The organism is Pseudomonas sp. SBT1-2 (genome assembly GCF_028640875.1).
In the GTDB taxonomy this organism is placed as follows: Bacteria; Pseudomonadota; Gammaproteobacteria; order Pseudomonadales; family Pseudomonadaceae; genus Aquipseudomonas; species Aquipseudomonas chlororaphis_I.
The window spans coordinates 26427-44641 of record NZ_JAQZAA010000050.1 but is presented as its reverse complement, the minus strand read 5'-3'; the positions used below and the strand labels follow the sequence as shown (position 1 = coordinate 44641).

Annotated in this window: 18 protein-coding genes; 2 read left to right on the top strand and 16 right to left on the bottom strand. The window is 65.7% G+C overall.

Annotated elements, in window-relative coordinates; genetic code table 11:
* Positions 1-5: 5 nt before the first annotated feature.
* The 12 genes from pgaA to PVZ78_RS05760 form a co-directional block, all read right to left on the bottom strand.
* Positions 6-2483, bottom strand: a complete 2478-nt coding sequence (gene pgaA, locus PVZ78_RS05815; RefSeq protein WP_273828354.1) for a poly-beta-1,6 N-acetyl-D-glucosamine export porin PgaA — start codon at positions 2481-2483, stop codon at positions 6-8.
* Between the two features lie 314 nt (positions 2484-2797).
* Complete coding sequence (locus PVZ78_RS05810) at positions 2798-4306, bottom strand: YdgA family protein (protein ID WP_009046363.1); 1509 nt, start codon at positions 4304-4306, stop codon at positions 2798-2800.
* 354 nt (positions 4307-4660) lie between these two features.
* Complete coding sequence (locus PVZ78_RS05805) at positions 4661-5302, bottom strand: hypothetical protein (protein ID WP_016705008.1); 642 nt, start codon at positions 5300-5302, stop codon at positions 4661-4663.
* A gap of 92 nt (positions 5303-5394) precedes the next feature.
* Positions 5395-6843, bottom strand: a complete 1449-nt coding sequence (locus PVZ78_RS05800) for an efflux transporter outer membrane subunit (protein ID WP_016705007.1) — start codon at positions 6841-6843, stop codon at positions 5395-5397.
* Positions 6840-7736, bottom strand: a complete 897-nt coding sequence (locus PVZ78_RS05795; protein ID WP_016705006.1) for an efflux RND transporter periplasmic adaptor subunit — start codon at positions 7734-7736, stop codon at positions 6840-6842. The genes PVZ78_RS05800 and PVZ78_RS05795 overlap by 4 nt, the downstream gene beginning before the upstream one ends.
* Positions 7733-7942 (bottom strand): DUF1656 domain-containing protein, encoded by a 210-nt coding sequence (locus tag PVZ78_RS05790; RefSeq protein ID WP_007932080.1) that lies wholly within the window; start codon positions 7940-7942, stop codon positions 7733-7735. Before PVZ78_RS05790 ends, PVZ78_RS05795 begins: the two co-directional genes overlap by 4 nt.
* Entirely contained in the window at positions 7939-10023 is a 2085-nt protein-coding gene (locus tag PVZ78_RS05785; RefSeq protein WP_273828353.1) for an FUSC family protein, read from the bottom strand. The genes PVZ78_RS05790 and PVZ78_RS05785 overlap by 4 nt, the downstream gene beginning before the upstream one ends.
* Entirely contained in the window at positions 10020-10448 is a 429-nt protein-coding gene (locus tag PVZ78_RS05780; RefSeq protein ID WP_028681511.1) for a MarR family winged helix-turn-helix transcriptional regulator, read from the bottom strand. Before PVZ78_RS05780 ends, PVZ78_RS05785 begins: the two co-directional genes overlap by 4 nt.
* 132 nt (positions 10449-10580) lie before the next feature.
* Entirely contained in the window at positions 10581-10862 is a 282-nt protein-coding gene (locus PVZ78_RS05775) for a type II toxin-antitoxin system RelE family toxin (RefSeq protein ID WP_273828352.1), read from the bottom strand.
* Positions 10852-11097 carry a type II toxin-antitoxin system Phd/YefM family antitoxin gene (locus PVZ78_RS05770; RefSeq protein WP_009046356.1) on the bottom strand — a complete coding sequence of 82 codons (246 nt, stop codon included), beginning with the start codon at positions 11095-11097 and terminating at the stop codon, positions 10852-10854. Before PVZ78_RS05770 ends, PVZ78_RS05775 begins: the two co-directional genes overlap by 11 nt.
* Before the next feature lie 64 nt (positions 11098-11161).
* Positions 11162-11407: a DUF2789 domain-containing protein gene (locus tag PVZ78_RS05765; protein ID WP_009046355.1), complete on the bottom strand. Its 246-nt coding sequence runs from the start codon at positions 11405-11407 to the stop codon at positions 11162-11164.
* A gap of 130 nt (positions 11408-11537) precedes the next feature.
* The gene (locus PVZ78_RS05760; RefSeq protein ID WP_016705004.1) at positions 11538-11999 is read right to left on the bottom strand and encodes an aminoacyl-tRNA deacylase; all 462 of its coding nucleotides are present in this window, start codon (positions 11997-11999) and stop codon (positions 11538-11540) included.
* 223 nt (positions 12000-12222) lie between these two features.
* On the opposite strand from PVZ78_RS05760, the gene PVZ78_RS05755 reads away from it, so the two are divergent.
* A complete protein-coding gene (locus PVZ78_RS05755) occupies positions 12223-13608 on the top strand; it encodes an NfeD family protein (RefSeq protein WP_009046353.1) in 1386 nt (461 codons plus the stop codon).
* Between the two features lies 1 nt (position 13609).
* The gene (locus PVZ78_RS05750) at positions 13610-14368 is read left to right on the top strand and encodes a slipin family protein (protein WP_009046352.1); all 759 of its coding nucleotides are present in this window, start codon (positions 13610-13612) and stop codon (positions 14366-14368) included.
* Here the strand turns inward: PVZ78_RS05750 and PVZ78_RS05745 are convergent.
* Genes PVZ78_RS05745 through PVZ78_RS05730 form a run of 4 tightly spaced genes read right to left on the bottom strand, consistent with a single transcriptional unit; the run spans position 14334 to position 18205 of the window.
* On the bottom strand, positions 14334-15329 hold the full coding sequence (locus PVZ78_RS05745) for a sulfotransferase family protein (RefSeq protein WP_101281621.1): 996 nt from the start codon (positions 15327-15329) through the stop codon (positions 14334-14336). The genes PVZ78_RS05750 and PVZ78_RS05745 overlap by 35 nt on opposite strands.
* Positions 15317-16108 carry an aspartyl/asparaginyl beta-hydroxylase domain-containing protein gene (locus PVZ78_RS05740; protein WP_273828351.1) on the bottom strand — a complete coding sequence of 264 codons (792 nt, stop codon included), beginning with the start codon at positions 16106-16108 and terminating at the stop codon, positions 15317-15319. Before PVZ78_RS05740 ends, PVZ78_RS05745 begins: the two co-directional genes overlap by 13 nt.
* Positions 16105-16707 carry an adenylyl-sulfate kinase gene (gene cysC / locus PVZ78_RS05735; protein WP_016705001.1) on the bottom strand — a complete coding sequence of 201 codons (603 nt, stop codon included), beginning with the start codon at positions 16705-16707 and terminating at the stop codon, positions 16105-16107. The genes PVZ78_RS05740 and cysC overlap by 4 nt, the downstream gene beginning before the upstream one ends.
* Complete coding sequence (locus PVZ78_RS05730; protein WP_009046348.1) at positions 16691-18205, bottom strand: TolC family protein; 1515 nt, start codon at positions 18203-18205, stop codon at positions 16691-16693. The genes cysC and PVZ78_RS05730 overlap by 17 nt, the downstream gene beginning before the upstream one ends.
* Between the last annotated feature and the right edge of the window lie 10 nt (positions 18206-18215).

Below are 18215 nucleotides of genomic sequence, written 5' to 3'. Positions count from 1 at the left end.
CTCTTCTAGAAGCGATAGGTAAGGTCGAGGAGCAGGCGCAGGTCGGTTTCCCGGTCGCCGTCGTAAGGCCGGTTGAGCACGCTCAGGGCGGCCCCGGCTTCGAACACGTCATTCCAGGTCACCCGCTGGCCATAGCTGAGCAGGCCGATCGCCCCGGTGGAGTAATCGCGCTGGCTGTAGGTACCGGCGCCCACCTGGAACTGCTGGCTCCAGGAGGTTTCGTAGCGGTGATAGAGCACGTGGTTGACGTTCACCGTCGGCAGCACCGTGAAGTCCGACCTGGGGTTGAAGTAGGGCGTGTCTTCCTTGGTGTTGCGGCTGGCGCCGACTTCCAGGCCCAGGTCGACCTGCACATGCGGCGTGGCATAGACGCCCTCGCGACCGGTGAGCAGGGCCTCGAAACGGTTGTTGCCGTCGCTGAAATGCGAGGGGCTCAGGGCCAGCCGCCATTCACGGCTCTCGTTGGCCCGCCAGCGCAGGAACGCGCTGCCGCCATTGGCGTAGATGTTGCTGTTGAGCGCCCGCAGCGGGGTATTGGCCGAGAGGTATTCCAGGCTGCCGCCGTACTGCCAGTGATCGTCGATGTCGCGGGCCAGGGACAGCCGCGCGCCCTGCTTGTCGTCGAAGCCGTAGGAGTGGTTGGAGACTTCCGCTTCCAGGGTCATGTCGCGGGTCCGCCGCTCCACGCCAATACGCTGCCAGCGGTGATGCCCGGTGCCTTCCTGGAAGTCGCCGGTGGCATAGCCGAGGCCGCCGAACAGCCGCCAGTCTTCATCGATCGGCGGGCTGTAGAGCACCGTCTCGATGCCGAAATCCTTGCTGCCGGAAACCGCGCCGGCGCCGCTGTTGCCGCCGCCGTAGCTCTTGCCGCCATAGGTCTCGACCCGCAGCTCGGCCATGTCGTGCACTTGGCGCTGGCGGGCCAGGCGCTGCACCTGACGGTTGTCGGGATAACGCTGCACCACGTCGTCGGTCAGGGCATCGAGCTGACGCCATTCCTGCAGGTCCTGGGCGGTGTGGCCCTGGGCGACCTCGAGGCCGACATCGCGCGGCGCCATGCTCTCGGTTTCCTTGAGCAGGCCCTCGGCGCGACGCGGCCAGTCCCGGGCCTGGTACAGGTTGGCCTGGGCCACGCGCAGGCCGATATTGCCCGGCGCCTGGTCCACCAGGCTGGCCAGGCGCTGCTCGCTGCCCGGCAGGTCGGCGCTGTAGGTGCCGGACTGCGCGGCGAGTTGCTGGGCGTCCATCCATTCATCGTTGGGGTTGCCCACCGGCAAGCCCTTGAGCTCGACCCGCGGTTTCTGGTTCCTGGCCAGGTCGTCGGCGACCTGTTGCGCCTCCTGTGGGCGGTCGCTTTCCAGCAAGGCGTAATACAGCGCGGTGCTGTCTTCGACGCGGTCGCTGACATCGGCATCCGGCGCCGCCAGCACCTGGCGATAGAGGTCGCTGGCGATCTCCGGCTGGCGCTGGTCCAGGTAGGAGGCCGCCACCCAGCGCAGGGCGTAGGTGGGGATGGCCACGTCTTCGGCGGTCAGCTTGTGGTATTGGTCGATCACCTGGGCGGTGCGCGCCCGGGCCTTGAGCGCGCCCATGCGGTCGATGCGCCAGCGGGTCACGTCGTCCTTGGCCGCCGGGTCCGGGGTCCAGGTGGCGAGCAACTGGTCGTAATCGGCCAGGGCGCGGTCGGCGATGACATAACGCTCTTTCTCGCTGCGGGTGGCCAGCTCGGCCAGGCGCACGCGCTCGGCGGCCAGGTCGCCTTGCAGGCGACGTTCTATGACGGGATCGATCAGCCCCGGGCGCTGGCGGGCCAGGCGCAAGGCCGGTTCCGGCAGGCGTGCCCGTTGCAGGGCGAATACGTATTCGCGGGCGACTTCCGGTCGGGTGCCGGCGCGGATGAACGCCTGGTCGAACTCGAACAACGCGTCATACGGCGAACCGGCGCGGGTCAGGGCGTAGCCCAGGGCCAGGCGGCGGGTGGCATCGTCAGGCTTGGCCGCCACCAGCTCGCGGGCGCGACGCACGGCTTCCTCGGGCTTGCCGGCGTCGGCCTGGGTCAGGGCCAGGCCCAGTTGCAGGTCGGGATTGCGCGGGTCGCGTTCGAGGGCCAGGCGGTAGACCAGGATCGCCGAGTCCCAGCGCTGCAGATTACGGTAGGCACGGGCGGTGGCGGTCAGCGCCTGGATCGGCAGCACCCGGCCACGGGCCTGGGTTTCATAGACATTCACCACCTCGGCGTCAAGGCCGGCCCAGCTGGCGATCTGCAGGTGGTCGCTGACCAGCCCGGTGTTCAGGCGCTCGGCCGGCACCTGGCGCAAATGGCTCAGGGCTGGCGCATAGCTGCCGGCGCGGGCGTCGAGAATCAGGCGGTCGTACGCCGGGTCGGCAAGGGCCAGGGTCGGCCACAGCAATTGGCTGCATAACGCCAGGCGAAACAGCGGTCGCAAACCATAAAGGCGAACGGGGTGAACAATGGGCGGCATTTTCTTCAGCGTCCTTACATGGCTAGCCGGGGTCTTGTGTCCCCCCGCCTGATACGTGCCAGGAAGCCGAATCAGATGACTCGGCCAGATTGGGGCGGAGTCTTCCACGCAAGGCTGATGCAGATGCGCAAATGTAATATTTCTTCAGATTCGTTTCTGCCCGAATCCGCGAACGACGTGGCCTGTAGCCATGTTCAGGGAGGCTCTGGGTGGGGGTTCTGCCGTCGGATGCAGACAAAAAAACGCCCGGCAGATCCGTGCTACGGAGGCCGGGCGTTTCTGGCTGAAAACCCCGCGAAGAGGGTTTTCGAGGCTTACTGGATGGTGACCGGTCCCAGTTTGCTCATGACAAAACCGACGAACTGCTCAGGCGTCATTTTCTGGCCGTTGAAGTCCACTTCGTTATTGGCGTAGCGCACCTTGGAGACGATGTCGTTGCCTTCCAGCTTGGCCAGCTGGGTACCCAGCGCCATGCCGCTGACCATGTCGGCGGCCATGCTGCCCTGGTCGGCGATCGCCTTGGCGTCGGTCACACCGTCCAGTTGCGCCTGCAACGCCGCCACGTCGGCGATCATCGGCTTGGACAGCAGCAGGTTCAGGTTCAGCTGGGTGAGCAGTTGCTTGCTCAGTTCGGCCGGCGGCAGATCCATGGATTGCGGCTTGTTCAGGTCCACCACCAGGCTCAGGCGGCTTTCGCCGTTGGCGGTCTTGAACGAGAGGTTTTCCAGGGCGATGTGCGGCTGGGCAGCCAGCAGCTTGTCCAGGTCAGCCTTGACCTGGGCCTGCTCGGCCTCGCTCAGGTTCAGCTCGGGCGCTGGCTCCCCGGCGGCTTCGGCCGCGGCGACGGCGTCTTCGTAGGGTTGCAGCTTGTTCTGGTAGACCTGCATCAGCGACATGCCGGAGGCGATGTCGAGGTTCTTCATGCTCCAGGCCATTTGCGCCGAACCGACGGCTTTGCCGTTGAGGGCGACTTCGCTGATCTTGTAGTCGGCACGACCGGCCAGGTGGGCGCCCTTCTCGTCGGTGGCGCTCTTGATCTGCGAATTCTTGAAGCTGAGCACCGACTGTTTCTCGCCGAACGTGGCCTTGGTGCTGGTCAGCTCCAGGGTGTTGTCGCCGACGTAGAAGCCATAGTTGCTCTTGGTCAGGTTGCTGGCCAGGGTCAGGCCGTTGAGCTCGACCTGCACAGGGGTCTGGTCTTCGGCGACGCTGTTGAGCTTGAGGCTGTCCATGTAGCCTTCGGCCTTGACCTTCTGCGCTTGGGCGCTGGTCGAGAGGTCCAGCTTCAGGCCGGAGAACTTGAGGGTCGACTTGTCGTCCAGGGCCGTGTCCAGCGGCAGCAACTCCAGGTTGCCGGTGGCGGAACGGTCGTAACCCAGGTTGACCACGCCCTTGAGCGGGGAAACATCCTTGGTGGCGGCGAACCATTTTTCGGTCAGGGCGTTCTTTTCCAGCTCGTAGTGACTGGTGGCCATGACCGGCAGCCATTTCAGGGTCATCAGGCGCGAGAACGGCAGCGGGCCGTGTTCGATACGGTCGACGAACACCAGTTCGACGCCCTCGGCGCTGTCGCCGAACATCTCGCCCTGGCCCTTGAGGCGGTAGCGCGCGGTGCTGCTGAACAGATTGCGCTCCAGCGATACCAGCTCCAGGCTGGCGGTACCGTTGGAACCGACCATGGCCGCCTGGAGTTCCTTGTTGGCATCAGCGATAGAGGTTTGCAGCACCCCTTCCAGCTTGGTCCCGGTATACCAGGCGCCGCCGGCGCTGATAGCGCCCACTGCGACGACGATTCCTAACAGTACGCCTGCTGATTTATTCATTATTTGACCCGATCGATCCGTTGTTGAATGTGTGGTCGTCTTCCCTGAACCCGGTACGGGTTGTGGCTCGACTGTGCGTAAAACTGCCGAAGATTAGCACCGGCCAGGCCGGGCGGCCCAACCTTTCCATGTGAAAAGTAGTGAACGTGCGGGACGGTTCCTGTAGCCGCTGGCGCAGCCTGCGATCGACTTGGGCGGCATTCCGACGTAGCAGTCGCCAGGCCAGGCGACGCGTTTTTCCAGGTGGACCGCGGATTCAGGTTTTGCGGTTGCTGCGTCGGAATGCCGCCCAAACCGATCGCAGCCTCGCGGGCTCGGCAGCGGCTACAGGGTTTGCGTGCCTCCCTTCGGCCGCTACGCATGTTCGGAGTATTCGACTTCCAGCGCGTCGAGCTGATGATCGAAGCTTTTCAGGCGGGCGGTCCAGGTGTAGACCAGCACTTCGAAATCGCGGTTGATCACCGCGCCGCCCGGCGTTTCCGAACGCGGGTCGCAGAAGTCCAGTTGATAACGCTCGCGGGCCATGGCGGCGGCGACGTCGGACAGTTCGCGGGCGTTGTTCAGCCAGTGGCGACCGTCCGCAGCCTGTTTATCCAGCAGTACGCACTGTTTTTTCAGGGCTTCGAGGCTTTTCTCCAGGGGGGTGCCGGTCAACTCGCCCATGACTTCCTGAAAGGTCCGCCCCGGCTGCCAGTAACTGCCCCAGAAGTAACGGTCGAACACGGTTTCGACCCGGCGCAGGGCGACTTTGGTGTCCCAGATCGCCACCAGGGTCTTGCCCTGCTCCAGCTGTTTTTTCTTGATTTTCTGGGTCTGGAACGACGTCCAGGCCACGAAGACGATGGCGCTCACCGCAATCAGCGCGCTGGCGCTGTCGAGAAAGATCATTGCCTTGTCGATCTGGTGCGCCAGCATGACACCGTAGAAATAAGTCGCAGAAAGCAGCACCAGTGCAACGATGGCGCACCAGAAGCCGAGAGCATAAGGGTTTTTCATTATTCGAATCCCCATGACCATCACGTGCCTGACCGCTGGCCGAGCACTGGACGCAAGGTGCTCACCCAACTGATCAAAGCATAGCAACGGCCTCAGGGTTTGCCGGGGTTCGAGGCTTGCGTTCGTCCGCTTTCCCAGCCACCACCCAGGGCCAGGAACAGGTCGATCTGACTCATCGCCACCTGGGTGTTGGCCGCCGCCAGTTGGGCCCGTACGTCGGTATAGGTGCGGGTCGCCTGCAGGTCGGCGAGGAACGACTCGCGGCCGGCCTGGAAGAAGCGATGGGTCTGGTCGGCGGCCTGCCGCGCCGACTGCTCGGCATCGGCCAGGGCGTCTCGGCGTTGCAGCTGGGCGCTGTATTGGGCCAGGCCGGTCTGGGTTTCGCGGATCGCGTTGAGCACCACCCCGTCGAAATGCGCCAGGGCGCCCTGGCTGGCGGCTTCGGCCTGATGAATGCGTTCGCGGGCACCGTTGGCCGGTACCGTCCAGCTGATCAGCGGGCCAAATCCCCAGCGGTTGGTGGAGGGCTTGCCGAGGTTGTCGACGATGCCCACGGTGCCAACGGTCGCGCCGATACTGATGTCCGGGTACAGGGCGCCGGTGGCCACGCCGATTTCTGCGGTGGCGGCGGCCAGCCGGCGCTCGGCCTGGCGGACATCCGGACGGCGCTTGAGCAGCGCCGCGCCGTCACCCACCGGCAACAATTGCGCAATGTGCGGCAACTCGGCGCAACTGCCGGTGCCAGCGGGCAGTTGCTCCACCGGTTTGGCCAGCAGCATCGACAAGCGGAACAGCGCCGACTGGCGCGCCGCCTCGTAGCGCGGCAGTTCGGCGCGCAGGGATTTGAACTGGGTCTGGGAACGGGTGACCTGGGTTTCGTCGCCGCGCCCGGCGTCGCGCAGGCGCTGGGTGAGTTCGGTGCTCTGGGCTTGCAGGTCCAGGGAGTGCTCGGCGATCTCGCGCTCTTCGTTGGCCGCGCAGACCTGCGTGTAGGCCCGCACCACATCCGCCACCAGGGTGATGCGCGCGGTATCGGCCGCCGCCTGGGTCGCGTCGGCGTTGGCCTTGGCCGCCTCGATGCCGCGCTGCAGGGTGCCGAACAGGTCGAACTGATAAGAGGTGCTGACGGACAGGTTGCCGACGTTGGCCACCGGCACTTTTTCCGGCAGCAGGAAGGCCTCGCCGGACTCCTGCAAACGCTCGACCCCGGCCTTGGCCCCGCCGCTCCAGCCGCCGGCCGCCTGGGCCTCGTCGACCTGGGCGCGGGCCCGCGCCAGGTTGGCCGCCGCGACCCGCAGGTCGGTGTTGGAGGCCATGGCCTGCTGCACCAGTTGGTCCAGGCGCGGATCCTGGTACAAACGCCACCAGTCTGCCGGGACCGGCGCCGAGACCACGCTGTCGCTCGAACCGGCCAGGTCGCCCTGCAAATCGCTGCGATGCAGCGCCGCGTCGTCCGGCAGCCGGTAGTCCGGGCCGACCATCTGGCAGGCCGACAGCAACAAACCGAGCCCGGCCGTGGCCAAACGCAGGGCGCTGTTCATTGCGCCGGCTCCGACCGGGTTGGCGCCTGATCGTCGATGATCGACACGGTGGCGGTGCGCCCGGCGATCATGCGGAAGTCTTCCGGCACCTCGTCGAAGGCAATGCGCACCGGAATCCGCTGGGCCAGGCGCACCCAGCTGAAGGCTGGGTTGACATTGGGCAGCAGGTTGGAGCCGCTGCTGCGGTCGCGGTCCTCGATGCCGGCAACGATGCTTTCGACATGCCCGCGCAGCCGCGCGCGATCGCCGATCACCCGGATATCGACGCTCTGGCCGATGTGAATGCCGTCGAGCTTGGTTTCTTCGAAATAACCGTCGATGTGGAAGGAGTTGCTGTCCACCACCGACAACACCGGGCGACCGGCGGTGACGAATTCCTGGGTGCGCGGCGCGCGGTCGTTGACGTAGCCATCCACCGGGCTGCGGATCACCGAACGGTCGAGGTTCAGCTGGGCGCTGTCCACCGCCACCTGGGCTTCGGCCAGGGCCGACTGGGCACGGGCCACGCGGGACTGGCTTTCCTCCAGTTGCTCGCGCGGCACCAGGTTGCCCAGGCCGAGGTTGCGCTTGGCCTCGCGCTGGGCCTGGGCCAGGGTTTCCTGGCGGTCGGCCAGGGACGCCTTGGCCTGGCGCAGGGCCAGGCTGAAACGGTCCTGGTCGATGCTGAACAGCACCTGGCCGCGCTTGACCAGCTGGTTGTCCCGCACCTGCACCTGCTGGATCAGCCCGGAGACGTCCGGAGCGATCTGCACGATGTCGGCACGGATATGCCCGTCCCGGGTCCAGGGCGCGAACATGTAATACATCACCATGCGCCAGACCACCACGACCGCGAAGCTCACCACCAGCAAGGTCAGGACCACACGGCCGATGGTCAATAAAGGTTTTTTCATGTCATCAGGTATCGACTGAGTGAGTCCACGGCGCCGAGCAGCAAAGCGTACAGACCAACGTTGAACAAAGCCCGGTGCCAGACCAGGCGATAAAAATGCAGGCGCGTCAGCAGCCCGTGGACCACCAGGTACAAGCCATAGGTAAGGCCCATCAGCACCAGCAGCGTGGGCAAAAACACCCCGCTGATATCCAGGTCACCGATCATAAAGGCGCTCCATCGATGCCATGGGGCAGCGGTTCTTCAAGCTCGCCACCGCCGACGAACTCCACGCCGGGCAGCAGGGCCAGGCGCAGGCCGCTGAGGGCGTGCAGCAGGTGCAAACGGGTTTCGCGGTCGTCCTGGCTGCGGGCATCCAGGGTGCGGCGGGCGCGGTCCAGGGTCATCAGCAGGCCGCTCGGCGCCGGCAGGCGTTCGCCGGCCTTGAGGCAGGCCTTGAAGTAGGCGCCGACCTCGGCCACCACTTGGCGCAGCAGCGCCTGCGCGTTGCCCTGGGCCCGCGGGGCGTAGGCCAGCAGGTCCAGCAGGTTCAGGCCAACGCGCACTTCGCGCAGGGCGACGCCGGTGTCCTGGCCGGTCATGGCCAGCCGCGGCAGGTGCTGCATCAGGCGGTCGAGCATCTGCACGCCCAGATGGCGGTGTTCGGCCAGGTTGGCCGGTTCGGTCATGCCGACGATGTCCTGCCAGCTGAAACGGGTCAGGCGCTTGGCCGCCAGCTCCGAACCGAACGGCCGCGCGACCAGGGTCCAGACAAAGGCGAACAGCAGGCCCATGGGCCCGGCCAGGTTGGAATTGGCGAAGCTCATGAAGTCGGCGTCGTAGGCGCCCTGGATGCTGATGAAGGACGAGGTGTTGACGATGGTCAGCAGCATGCCCAGGTAAAAACGCGGCTGTACCGTCAGGGTGCCGACGCAGATGAACGGCACGGCGAAGGCCAATACCAGCATCGGGAAATCGTGCAGGTTGGGCAGGATCAGGAACAGGTAGAGGCTGGCGAACAGCACCGACATCGCGGTCCAGAAGAAGAACCGGTAGATCTGCGGCGCCGGGTCGTCCATCGAGGCGAAGAAGCTGCAGGCCACCGCCGCGAGGATCACCGCGCTGCCGCCGTCGGTCCAGCCCAGCAGGATCCACAGCACCGAGGCGACGATGATCGCCAGGACCGTGGAGGCCACCGAATACAGCATCAGCCCGCGGTCGAGGAACGGCGTCAGACGGCCCAGGCGCCAGTGGCGATAGACCGCGCGCCAGATGTCCTGGCTTTCGCACTGGATGGCGTGTTGCAGGCTGCGGCAGTCCTGCCACAGGTCGATCCACTCGCCGAGGCGGTACAGGGCGTTGGAAAACAGCAACTGGCGCCGGTCGTCGAGGGCTTCGGCATCGGGTTGCAGCGCTTCGAGCTGGCCACGCAGAGCCTGCCAGCGCTCGACCGAAGCGCCCTGGGCGGTGCTTTCCAGCCATTGCCCGGCCTGGGCCAGCAGCGGCGCGAACTTATCCACCAGCTCCGGGGTACGTCGCTCCAGGGCGTACAAGGCATCGTCCAGGGCATCGACCACGGGCAGCAGGTGGATCATGCGCCCGCGCAGTTCCTTGGTATTGCGCACGGTCTGCGGACGCGCGCCTTCGTGGGGCAACTGGCCGATCATCAGCTCCAGGCTGTTGAAGGTGGCGACCATGGATGCGCGCAAGGCACTGACTTCTTCGGGCCGCACGTCGCGGCTGAGAAAACGCTGGCTGTAGGTGGACGCATCAGCGAACCATTTGCCCGCCGAATCGACGAACACCGGCGCCAGCCGCCGTGGCCAGAACATGCTGCCGATCACGGCCGCGCAGACGATGCCGAGGAAGATCTCCTCGGTGCGCGCCTCCGCCACGTCCCACACCCCCAGCGGGTTATCCACCACCGGCAGGGCGATCAGCGGCAGGCTGTAGCCGGCCAGCATCAACGCATAGCTGTTGGCGGTACGCAGGTGCAGGGAGAGAAACAGCAGGATCCCGGTCCACAGGGCGATGATCACCACCAGCAGATAGGGGCTCTGCACGAACATCGGCACGAACAGCACCGCCGCCGAGGCACCGAGCAAGGTGCCGATCGCGCGGTACAGCGCCTTGGAACTGGTGGGCCCGACGAACGGGCTGGAGACGATGTACACCGTGGCCATCGCCCAGTACGGACGCGGCATCTGCATGAGCATGGCGATGTACAGCGCGATCATCGACGCGGCAAAGGTGCGCACGCCGTAGAACCAGTCGCGCGCGGGGGGGACGCCGGTGAAGAATCCGCTCAAGACGGCACCACCGGCAGCTGGGCAGCCGACTCGAAGGCGCGGATTACCTTCAACGCAGCCTCCAGGTCCGCTGCTGTGATGCCTTCCAGCACCTCGCGGCGCAGGCGCACCAATTCGGCTTCCACCGACTGCACCAGTTCGCGGCCGGTGTCGGTCAGGCTCAGGCATTTGGCCCGGCGATCGTGGGGATCTTCAGAGCGTATGGCGTAACCGGCGTTGCACAGCTGGTCCAGCAGACGCACCAGGGACGGGCTTTCCATCCCCGCCGCCTGCGCCACCGTCACCTGGCGCACGCCCTCGCCCAGGCGCCCGATCATCAGCAGGGGCACGGCGCAGGCTTCGGAGATTCCATAGTTGACCAGCGTGCTCTGGCAGATCCGCCGCCAATGCCGGGCGGCGACCACCATGCCACTGCTGATATTCATCTGGAGTGATTCAAGAGAGTCGGGCAAAGGAAAGTTCGCACACAGTTAGTTTGCTAACTATCAATGGTGCATGGGGAGGATAATCTCAGTCAAGTTTTGAAACAATTGAACGACCATTGACCCGAAAACGCCTCAGCGCTTTCGGGCCCGCTCATACACGGCACTGCGTTCATGTTTGCCCACGGCCACCACCGAAACCACGACCTGATCCTCGATCACTTGGTAAACCAGGCGATAGCCAGAGGCCTTGAGCTTGATCTTGTAGCAGTCCGCCATACCGTGAAGGGCGTCCGCGGGCACCCGCGGCATTTCCAGGCGCTCGGCCAGCTTCCTCTTGAATTGCTCGCGCAGGGTATGACCGAGCTTGTCCCATTCCTTGCGCGCCGAAGGCAGGAACTGGAGCTTATAAGTCATCCAGATTTACCGGGACCGGGGTCTCGTGACGACGGGCACGGACAATCTCCGCCAGTTCAAGATCGTCAAGACGCTCCATCATGGCTTCAAACACGTCGGCCGGGACCATATAGCCCATGACCCGGTTGTGATTGAGCACCGCAACCGCACCACCCTGTGCGCCGTTCAGGACAGCCGAAGGATTTTTTTTCAGTTCAGACACGCTGACAGCTTTATCAGCCAATACGCTTTGCATAATTAAGACCTCTAATTTGGTCTTAATTCTGGTCTATTTACATGACGACATCAATCCACTTGCCTCAACCCCCCCGCCCCTTCCTCAACAACACATCCAGCTGATCCACCACTTCCGCCCAGTCGGCGTCGTCGAGGATCTCGTCGCGCAGGAAATCCGCCTGGCTGGGGGTCCAGAAGAAGGCATCCGCCAGGTGCAGTTCCGGCTTGAGCGGTGAATGGGTGGCGATGAAACGGTCGATGTCCACGGGGTCGTCGGACAGACCGAGTTGTTTGAACAGGGCAGGCAGGCTGTGGGATGGGGATTCCATGGGGGGCTCCTGAATGGGTCGGGAATGTCGGACGACTGCCGCGCAGTCGATCGCGTGCAGCCGCGCTCCTGCAGAAACAGCCTGCAGGAGCGGGCCAACCAGCAAAGGGTCGCTACAGGCACCGACGGCGCTAGTAGCTGACCTCGCACACCTCGGCATGAGGCACCATTTTCAGGTACTCGTCCATGCTCAGATGCACCAGGTTGTTGTGGTTGCCGGCTTCCAGGTAGATGTCTTTCTGCCGGGTCAGCATCGGATCGATCACCACGTCCAGCCCATAGGATTCGCCCAGGGCCGGTACCGCGCCGCGTTCGCAATCGTTGAACAGATGCGCCAGGGTGCTTTCCCGGGTGATCTGCCATTCGTTGCTGCCGCGCACCTTGCTCAGATCCAGGTGGCGGCTGGCCGGCAGCACGGCCATCAGGTAGTGGCCGTGACTGTCGTCGAGGATCACCGACTTGGCCACGCGTTCGGCGGGAACTCCCGCGACCCGGGCGGTCTCCAGGCTGCTCGACGAATGTGGATGAGCCACCACGTCAAAATCGCAATGCGCCTGTTCCAGGCTGCGTTGCACGGTTTTTGCCATACGCATGATGCACCTCGGTGTCCTGAACGGCTTTGCAGGACGATGGGTTAACGACTGTCACTCCCTCCCCAAAGTCTAGGCCGCGCCGCCCTCGCCCACTGACGAACTTCCGAACGGCACGCGAGCATGAGGTTGTTCAAAATTTGCTCAATCCCACGCTCTACTAGACTCAAGGACAAAGCCAGCGAACGGCTGGCAACCGAGGCACATGACTCTCCAGGAGGGTCGGATGAACGAGCGTGGGTGGCGGGCGACACTGAAGGGGCTGCTGCTGGGTGTGCTGATCGGCCTGCCGACCGGGCACGCCCAGGCCGTGAAGCCAGTGGTGGTGCTCACCGTCAACGATGTGATCAGCCCCGCCAGCGCCGACTACGTGGTGCGCGGCCTGGACAAGGCTGCCGACGAACAGGCCCAACTGGTGGTGCTGGGCATCGACACCCCCGGCGGTCTCGACACCTCGATGCGCTCGATCATCAAGGCGATCCTCGCCAGCCCGGTGCCGGTGGCCAGTTACGTCGCCCCCAGTGGCGCCCGCGCCGCCAGCGCCGGCACCTACATCCTGTATGCCAGCCATATCGCCGCCATGGCCCCGGGCACCAACCTCGGGGCCGCCACCCCGGTGCGGGTCGGCATGCCGGGGCAGCCCGACCCGGGCGGCAACCCGCCCGCCGCGCCACGCTCGGACAAGAACCCGGAACCGGAACCCGACACCCTCAGCCAGAAACAGATCAACGACGCCGCGGCCTATATCCGCGGCCTGGCGCAATTGCGCGGGCGCAACGCCGAATGGGCGGAACAGGCCGTGCGCGAGGCCGTCAGCCTGCCGGCCCAGGAAGCCTTGAAGCTGAAGGTGGTCGACTATGTCGCGGATGACCTGAACGGCCTGCTCAGGCAACTCGACGGCAAGTTCCTCATCGCCGCCGGCCAGGCGGTGCAGCTGCATACCCTGGGCGCGGCGGTGATCCATCACGACCCGGACTGGCGCACGCAGCTGCTGTCGGTCATCACCCACCCCAGCGTCGCGCTGATCCTGATGATGATCGGCATCTACGGGCTGTTCTTCGAGTTCGTCAACCCGGGCACCGCGGTGCCCGGCGTGCTCGGCGGCATCTGCCTGCTGCTCGGTCTGTATGCCTTGCAGTTGCTGCCGGTGAACTACGCCGGCGTGGCCCTGATCCTGCTGGGCATCGCCTTCATGGTCGCCGAAGCTTTTCTACCGACCTTCGGCGTCATCGGCTTCGGCGGCATCGTCTCCTTTGTGGTCGGCGCGGTGATCCTGATGGACACCGATGTCCCGGGCTACGGCATTCCCCTGCCGCTCATCGTCAGCCTGGCGGTAATCAGTGCGCTGCTCCTGGCGACGCTGGCGAGCATGGCGGTGCGTGCGCGACAACGCCAGCAGGTGGCTGGCGACGCTGGGCTGGTGGGCAGCATAACGGCGATCACCGCGGTGCAAACGGGCAACCCTTACAACGGCTGGGTGCTGTTGCAGGGCGAACACTGGCAGGTCCTGAGCGCGACACCGCTGCAAACCGGGCAACGGGTTCGGGTGGTGGCGCGCAAGGGGCTGCTTCTGGAAGTGACGACGGCCGAGGCCGCGCCGCGAGGAGGATGAAATGGGTCTGGAATTGGGTTTTGGCGCGCTGCTGGCGCTGCTGTTGGCGCTGGCGGTCTCGACGTTTCGCATCCTGCGCGAATACGAGCGCGGGGTGGTGTTCCAACTGGGGCGCTTCTGGCGGGTCAAGGGGCCCGGGCTGGTCCTGCTGATTCCGGTCGTCCAGCAGATGGTCCGCGTCGACTTGCGCACCGTGGTGCTCGACGTGCCGCCCCAGGATGTGATCACCCGCGACAACGTCTCGGTCAAGGTCAACGCCGTGCTGTACTTCCGTGTGCTGGACTCGCAGAAGGCGATTATCCAGGTCGAGGACTTCCTCATGGCCACCAGCCAACTGGCCCAGACCACCCTGCGCGCGGTGCTGGGCAAGCACGAGCTGGACGAGCTGCTGGCCGAGCGCGAACGCCTGAACGCCGATATCCAGCAGGTGCTGGACGCCCAGACCGACGCCTGGGGCATCAAGGTGGCGAACGTCGAGATCAAGCACGTCGACCTCAACGAATCGATGATCCGCGCCATTGCCAAACAGGCCGAAGCCGAACGGGAACGCCGGGCCAAGGTGATCCACGCCGAAGGCGAATTGCAGGCCTCGGAAAAGCTCATGCAGGCCGCCGAAATGCTCGGCCGCCAGCCCGGCGCCATGCAGCTGCGTTACATGCAGACCCTGAGCGCGATTGCCGGTGATAAAAGCTCGACCATCGTTTTCCCGCTGCCCATCGAATTCCTCAAGGGCATGGCGGAGTTGTCGCCGAAGAACTGAGCCGGGGTTGCGGGACCGCGCAGCTGCGCCACTGCTCCAGCGCTGCGTAAGGCGCCTGCGCCCACTGCTCCAGCTGCTCCCGCAGCCGGGCTGAGGCCTGTTGCTGCTTGCCCTGGCGGTCATCGACAAAGGCCTGGGCCGGCTGCTTGGCATGCTGGCCGACACAGGCGAATGCCGTCCGGCGTTGCTCGGCGCTCAGGCCGAAAAAATCGCCCAGATGGCCGTCCATGGCAGCGGGCAATTCGCTGTAGTTCAGCACCAGGCCATGGTGTTCGCGGCAGTGCTCCAGCCCCAGTTGCAACAAGCGCCCCAGACGCCGGGCGATCCAGCTTTCCCGGTCCTGGAAAGGCTCGCCGTCGTCCAAAGCGCTAGGCCCGATCAGGCCCGGCGTCATGTGCATGCCGGCGCGGCGCAGATGCGATACGGCGATTTCCAGCGGCTCTCGATACAGAAACAACCACGGCGTATCGACGAAGCACTGGCGCAGCAGCGGCAGCTCGCCGATGTTCCAGGCATCGAGCTTGATCACCAGCCGCTGCTCAGTGCCGCGGCGCACCTGCCCATAGGCCGACAGCAATCCCACCAGCGCGGCAGCCCGCTCCCGTGGCGCCAGCGAGCTGCGCAGCAAGGCATCCAGCGGTGGCGGTTCGGACACCACGATGTGATCGTCCAGATGAGCCAGCATCTGGCTGGCCAGGGTCGAGCCGCAGCGCGAGGCGTGGAAGATAAAGGCGCTGGGAGCCAGGCCCGGGCTACGTTGGCGCCATTCGGTCAGGGCAGACAACGGCGTCTGGCGCCGGAACGCCTGATTGAACGGCAGGCGCAGGGCCTCTTCGACCGCCTCGCGGAAAAACGGCTGCGACAGCGGCCTGTCGCCGAACCAGCACCAGTCGACCCGCCACTCGTCACGCGGCTGCCAAATGCGGATCGGCAACCAGCCATGCAGGTTCAGGCCGTCCATTGTTCATTCCACAGACGCCGCCCCTGGCGCATGGCCGAACGCAGGTCTTCGCGGGTGAACGCCAGGCCACGCTCGGCCGCCAGGGCCAGGGTGCGCTCGATGAAGGCTTCGCTGTCGTTCAGCGCCTGCAAGGCCTGGCACAGCGCGGGGTCCTCTTCAAGCAACCGACAGAACCGGGCGAAGTCCACGGCGGCGCGGCCCAGGCCAGGCGTCGGCGTGGTCGGCGCGCCGTCGGCAATCATCTGCTCCAGCCAGGAGTCGGGGCGACAATCGATCACCAGGTGAATGCGTTCCTGGCTGTCGTGATTGTCCACACGGTGCGGGCGCGACAGGTCGAGAAACCAGCACTCCCCCGCCAGCATCGGCATGCGCCGCCCGTCGAGCAGGAAGTCCACCCGCGGCGGGCTGAGCAAGGGGATATGCAAGCGCAGGTCGGCGTCCGGGCCGCCCAGGTCGTAGTCGCGGTGTTCATGAATGCGCGCCCCCGGGCCCAGCCGCAGCAGGCGCGCCGAAACGATCTGCAAGGGCAGGTGACGCAATGCCTGTTGCCAGTCCGGGTCCTGCCGCCAGGGCTCGCGCTGTACCGGCCGGCCCTTGCCCGGCGCCAGTTCGGAGGGCGCATCCACCGCCGAGATCAAGGCCACGCCGCTCCAGTCGCCTTCGTAATAGCCGCCGTTGAAGTGGCCCTGCCAGGCGCTCGCGTCGATGCGCGCCAGGGCGCGCAACAGCCGCGGCAGATCCACGCTGACCGGCAGCCGGGCGAACGCCGGGCGGCTCATGAGGCAGGCAGCACCTTGCGCTCGACCAGCCAGCCGAGCAATTGCCGCTGGCAGTCGTCGATCGACTGGGTGCCGGTGTCCAGCTCCAGCGCGGCCCGTGGTGGCTCATAGGGTGCCGAGATACCGGTGAACCCCGGCAACTCGCCGCTGCGGGCGCGGGCGTAGTGGCCCTTGGGGTCGCGCTGTTCACAGACCGCCAGCGAAGCGCTGCACCAGACCTCCAGGTAGTCCTCACCCAGGCGCCGGGCGAACAGCTCGCGCTGCTCGATCAGCGGGGCGATCATCGCCAGGATCACGATCTGCCCGTTGTCCACCAGCAAGGCCGCCAGCTCGCTGGCGCGGCGGATGTTTTCCCGGCGGTCGGCCTCGGCGAACCCCAGGTCGCGATTCAGGCCGCCGCGCAAGGCGTCGCCGTCCAGCACCAGGCTCTGCCGGCCGTGCTGGAACAGCCCGGCCTGCAGCGCCTGGGCCAGGGTCGACTTGCCCGCCGCCGGCAGGCCGGTCAGCAGGATCGCCACCCCGCGATGACCATTGCGCGCCTCGCGCTGGGCCCGGCTGACGCTGGCCTGGGGCGCCTGCAGATTATTGTCTTTGGGCATGGGCCACCGGCGTGCTGATGTTGCCCGCCGCCCAGTCGGCCTCGCGGCTGGCCAGCGCCGAGGCGATGGACTGCACCTGGGTCGATTGCACCTCGTTGGGCAGCGGGTCGAGCCCGGCACTGGCGAAGATCTGCCCATAGGCGTTGCGCAGGTCGGCATAGGCCAGGTCGCGCCGCAGGTCCGCCTGCAAGGTGTTCAGCTCGCCCTGGATCAGGTCCAGCTCGCCAATGCCATTGGCCTGGTAGCGGTTGCGCAGCTGGCCGACGATCTGCCCGTCGATGTCCGCCAGCTCCTGGCTGGTCTTGAACTGGCGCAACGCGTCGCGGTAGTTGGCGTTGGCCACATAGACCTGGGCCAGCACCGCGATGGACATGGCCTGCCGGCGCGCCGCGGCGACGTCTTCACCGGCCTTGGCGGTGTCGATGGCCGCCGGCGCGGAGAGCACATTGAACAGGTTCCAGGTGACCTTCACCCCGTAGTCGGCCCACTTGTCGTTGACCAGAAATGAGTTGCTGTCGTAGTGCCCACCGGCGGAGAACTCCAGGCCCGGCAGCAGGCGCAGCATGGCCTTGCGGGTTTCCGCGGCGCTGATACGGCTCTGGTAATCCTGCTCGCGCAGTTCCGGGCGGCTGGTCAGGGCCTCGTGTTCGAGGCGGGCCATATCGACCTTGAGTTCCGGCACCGGGTAATCGTCGGTGGTCGCCAGGGTCAGCTGGGTGCCCATGGGCAGGTTGATCAGGGTCGACAGCTCGGTCTTGGCCAGGGATAACGCCCGGCGCTGCTCCTCCAGCTGGCGGGTGGCCTCGATCAGCGAGCGCTGGTAGGCCAGGGCCTGCACCGGGTCGCCGATACGCTGCTCGCTCATGCTCTGGCTGTTGCCGCGGGCCTGCTCGACCCGACCTGCGAGGCTGTCGATCTGCTTGAGCAGGCGTTCGGCCGCCACCGCCCGCCAATAGGCCGAGCGCACGTCCTGGACAATGGTGTTGATCACCTTGCGCCGGCGCTCCTGGACGATCAGCCGCTGGTCGCCCTGCTGCTTGGCATTGATGTAGCTGACGCCGAAGTCCAGCACGTTCCAGACCATGGTCAGGTCGGCCACTCTGCGGTCCCGGTCCTGGGAGGTCGAGGGTTCCAGGGACTGGGTACCGGTTTCCACGCTCTGGCTGCTGGAGGCGCTGACGTTGTTGCGCCCCACGTAGCCGGCGGAGAGGGCCATGCGCGGCAGCATGTCGAAACTGGCGAGGTCCAGTTGGCGCTTGGCCAGGGCCTCTTCCATGATTTTCAACCGGCCCTCGAGGTTGTATTTCACTGCCCGGGCCATGGCCTGGTGCAGGGTCAGCGGGCCGCTCAGCGGCTCCTGATCCTTGTACATGCTCTGCAGGTCGCTCCTGGCGCGCTGCTCGCTGGCACTGCGTTCAATCGGTTTACTGCTGACGGCACAACCACTGACCGCCAGCGCCAACAAGCTGACCCCGAACAACTTCTGACTTTTATTCATCCTTGTCTCG

Excerpts from the sequence above, each read along its gene's own strand:
- pgaA (WP_273828354.1), bottom strand. The coding sequence starts at position 2,483 with ATGCCGCCCATTGTTCACCCCGTTCGCCTTTATGGTTTGCGACCGCTG.
- PVZ78_RS05810 (WP_009046363.1), bottom strand. The coding sequence starts at position 4,306 with ATGAATAAATCAGCAGGCGTACTGTTAGGAATCGTCGTCGCAGTGGGC.
- PVZ78_RS05805 (WP_016705008.1), bottom strand. The coding sequence starts at position 5,302 with ATGAAAAACCCTTATGCTCTCGGCTTCTGGTGCGCCATCGTTGCACTG.
- PVZ78_RS05800 (WP_016705007.1), bottom strand. The coding sequence starts at position 6,843 with ATGAACAGCGCCCTGCGTTTGGCCACGGCCGGGCTCGGTTTGTTGCTG.
- PVZ78_RS05795 (WP_016705006.1), bottom strand. The coding sequence starts at position 7,736 with ATGAAAAAACCTTTATTGACCATCGGCCGTGTGGTCCTGACCTTGCTG.
- PVZ78_RS05790 (WP_007932080.1), bottom strand. The coding sequence starts at position 7,942 with ATGATCGGTGACCTGGATATCAGCGGGGTGTTTTTGCCCACGCTGCTG.
- PVZ78_RS05780 (WP_028681511.1), bottom strand. The coding sequence starts at position 10,448 with ATGAATATCAGCAGTGGCATGGTGGTCGCCGCCCGGCATTGGCGGCGG.
- PVZ78_RS05775 (WP_273828352.1), bottom strand. The coding sequence starts at position 10,862 with ATGACTTATAAGCTCCAGTTCCTGCCTTCGGCGCGCAAGGAATGGGAC.
- PVZ78_RS05770 (WP_009046356.1), bottom strand. The coding sequence starts at position 11,097 with ATGCAAAGCGTATTGGCTGATAAAGCTGTCAGCGTGTCTGAACTGAAA.
- PVZ78_RS05765 (WP_009046355.1), bottom strand. The coding sequence starts at position 11,407 with ATGGAATCCCCATCCCACAGCCTGCCTGCCCTGTTCAAACAACTCGGT.
- PVZ78_RS05760 (WP_016705004.1), bottom strand. The coding sequence starts at position 11,999 with ATGCGTATGGCAAAAACCGTGCAACGCAGCCTGGAACAGGCGCATTGC.
- PVZ78_RS05755 (WP_009046353.1), top strand. The coding sequence starts at position 12,223 with ATGAACGAGCGTGGGTGGCGGGCGACACTGAAGGGGCTGCTGCTGGGT.
- PVZ78_RS05750 (WP_009046352.1), top strand. The coding sequence starts at position 13,610 with ATGGGTCTGGAATTGGGTTTTGGCGCGCTGCTGGCGCTGCTGTTGGCG.
- PVZ78_RS05745 (WP_101281621.1), bottom strand. The coding sequence starts at position 15,329 with ATGGACGGCCTGAACCTGCATGGCTGGTTGCCGATCCGCATTTGGCAG.
- PVZ78_RS05740 (WP_273828351.1), bottom strand. The coding sequence starts at position 16,108 with ATGAGCCGCCCGGCGTTCGCCCGGCTGCCGGTCAGCGTGGATCTGCCG.
- cysC (WP_016705001.1), bottom strand. The coding sequence starts at position 16,707 with ATGCCCAAAGACAATAATCTGCAGGCGCCCCAGGCCAGCGTCAGCCGG.
- PVZ78_RS05730 (WP_009046348.1), bottom strand. The coding sequence starts at position 18,205 with ATGAATAAAAGTCAGAAGTTGTTCGGGGTCAGCTTGTTGGCGCTGGCG.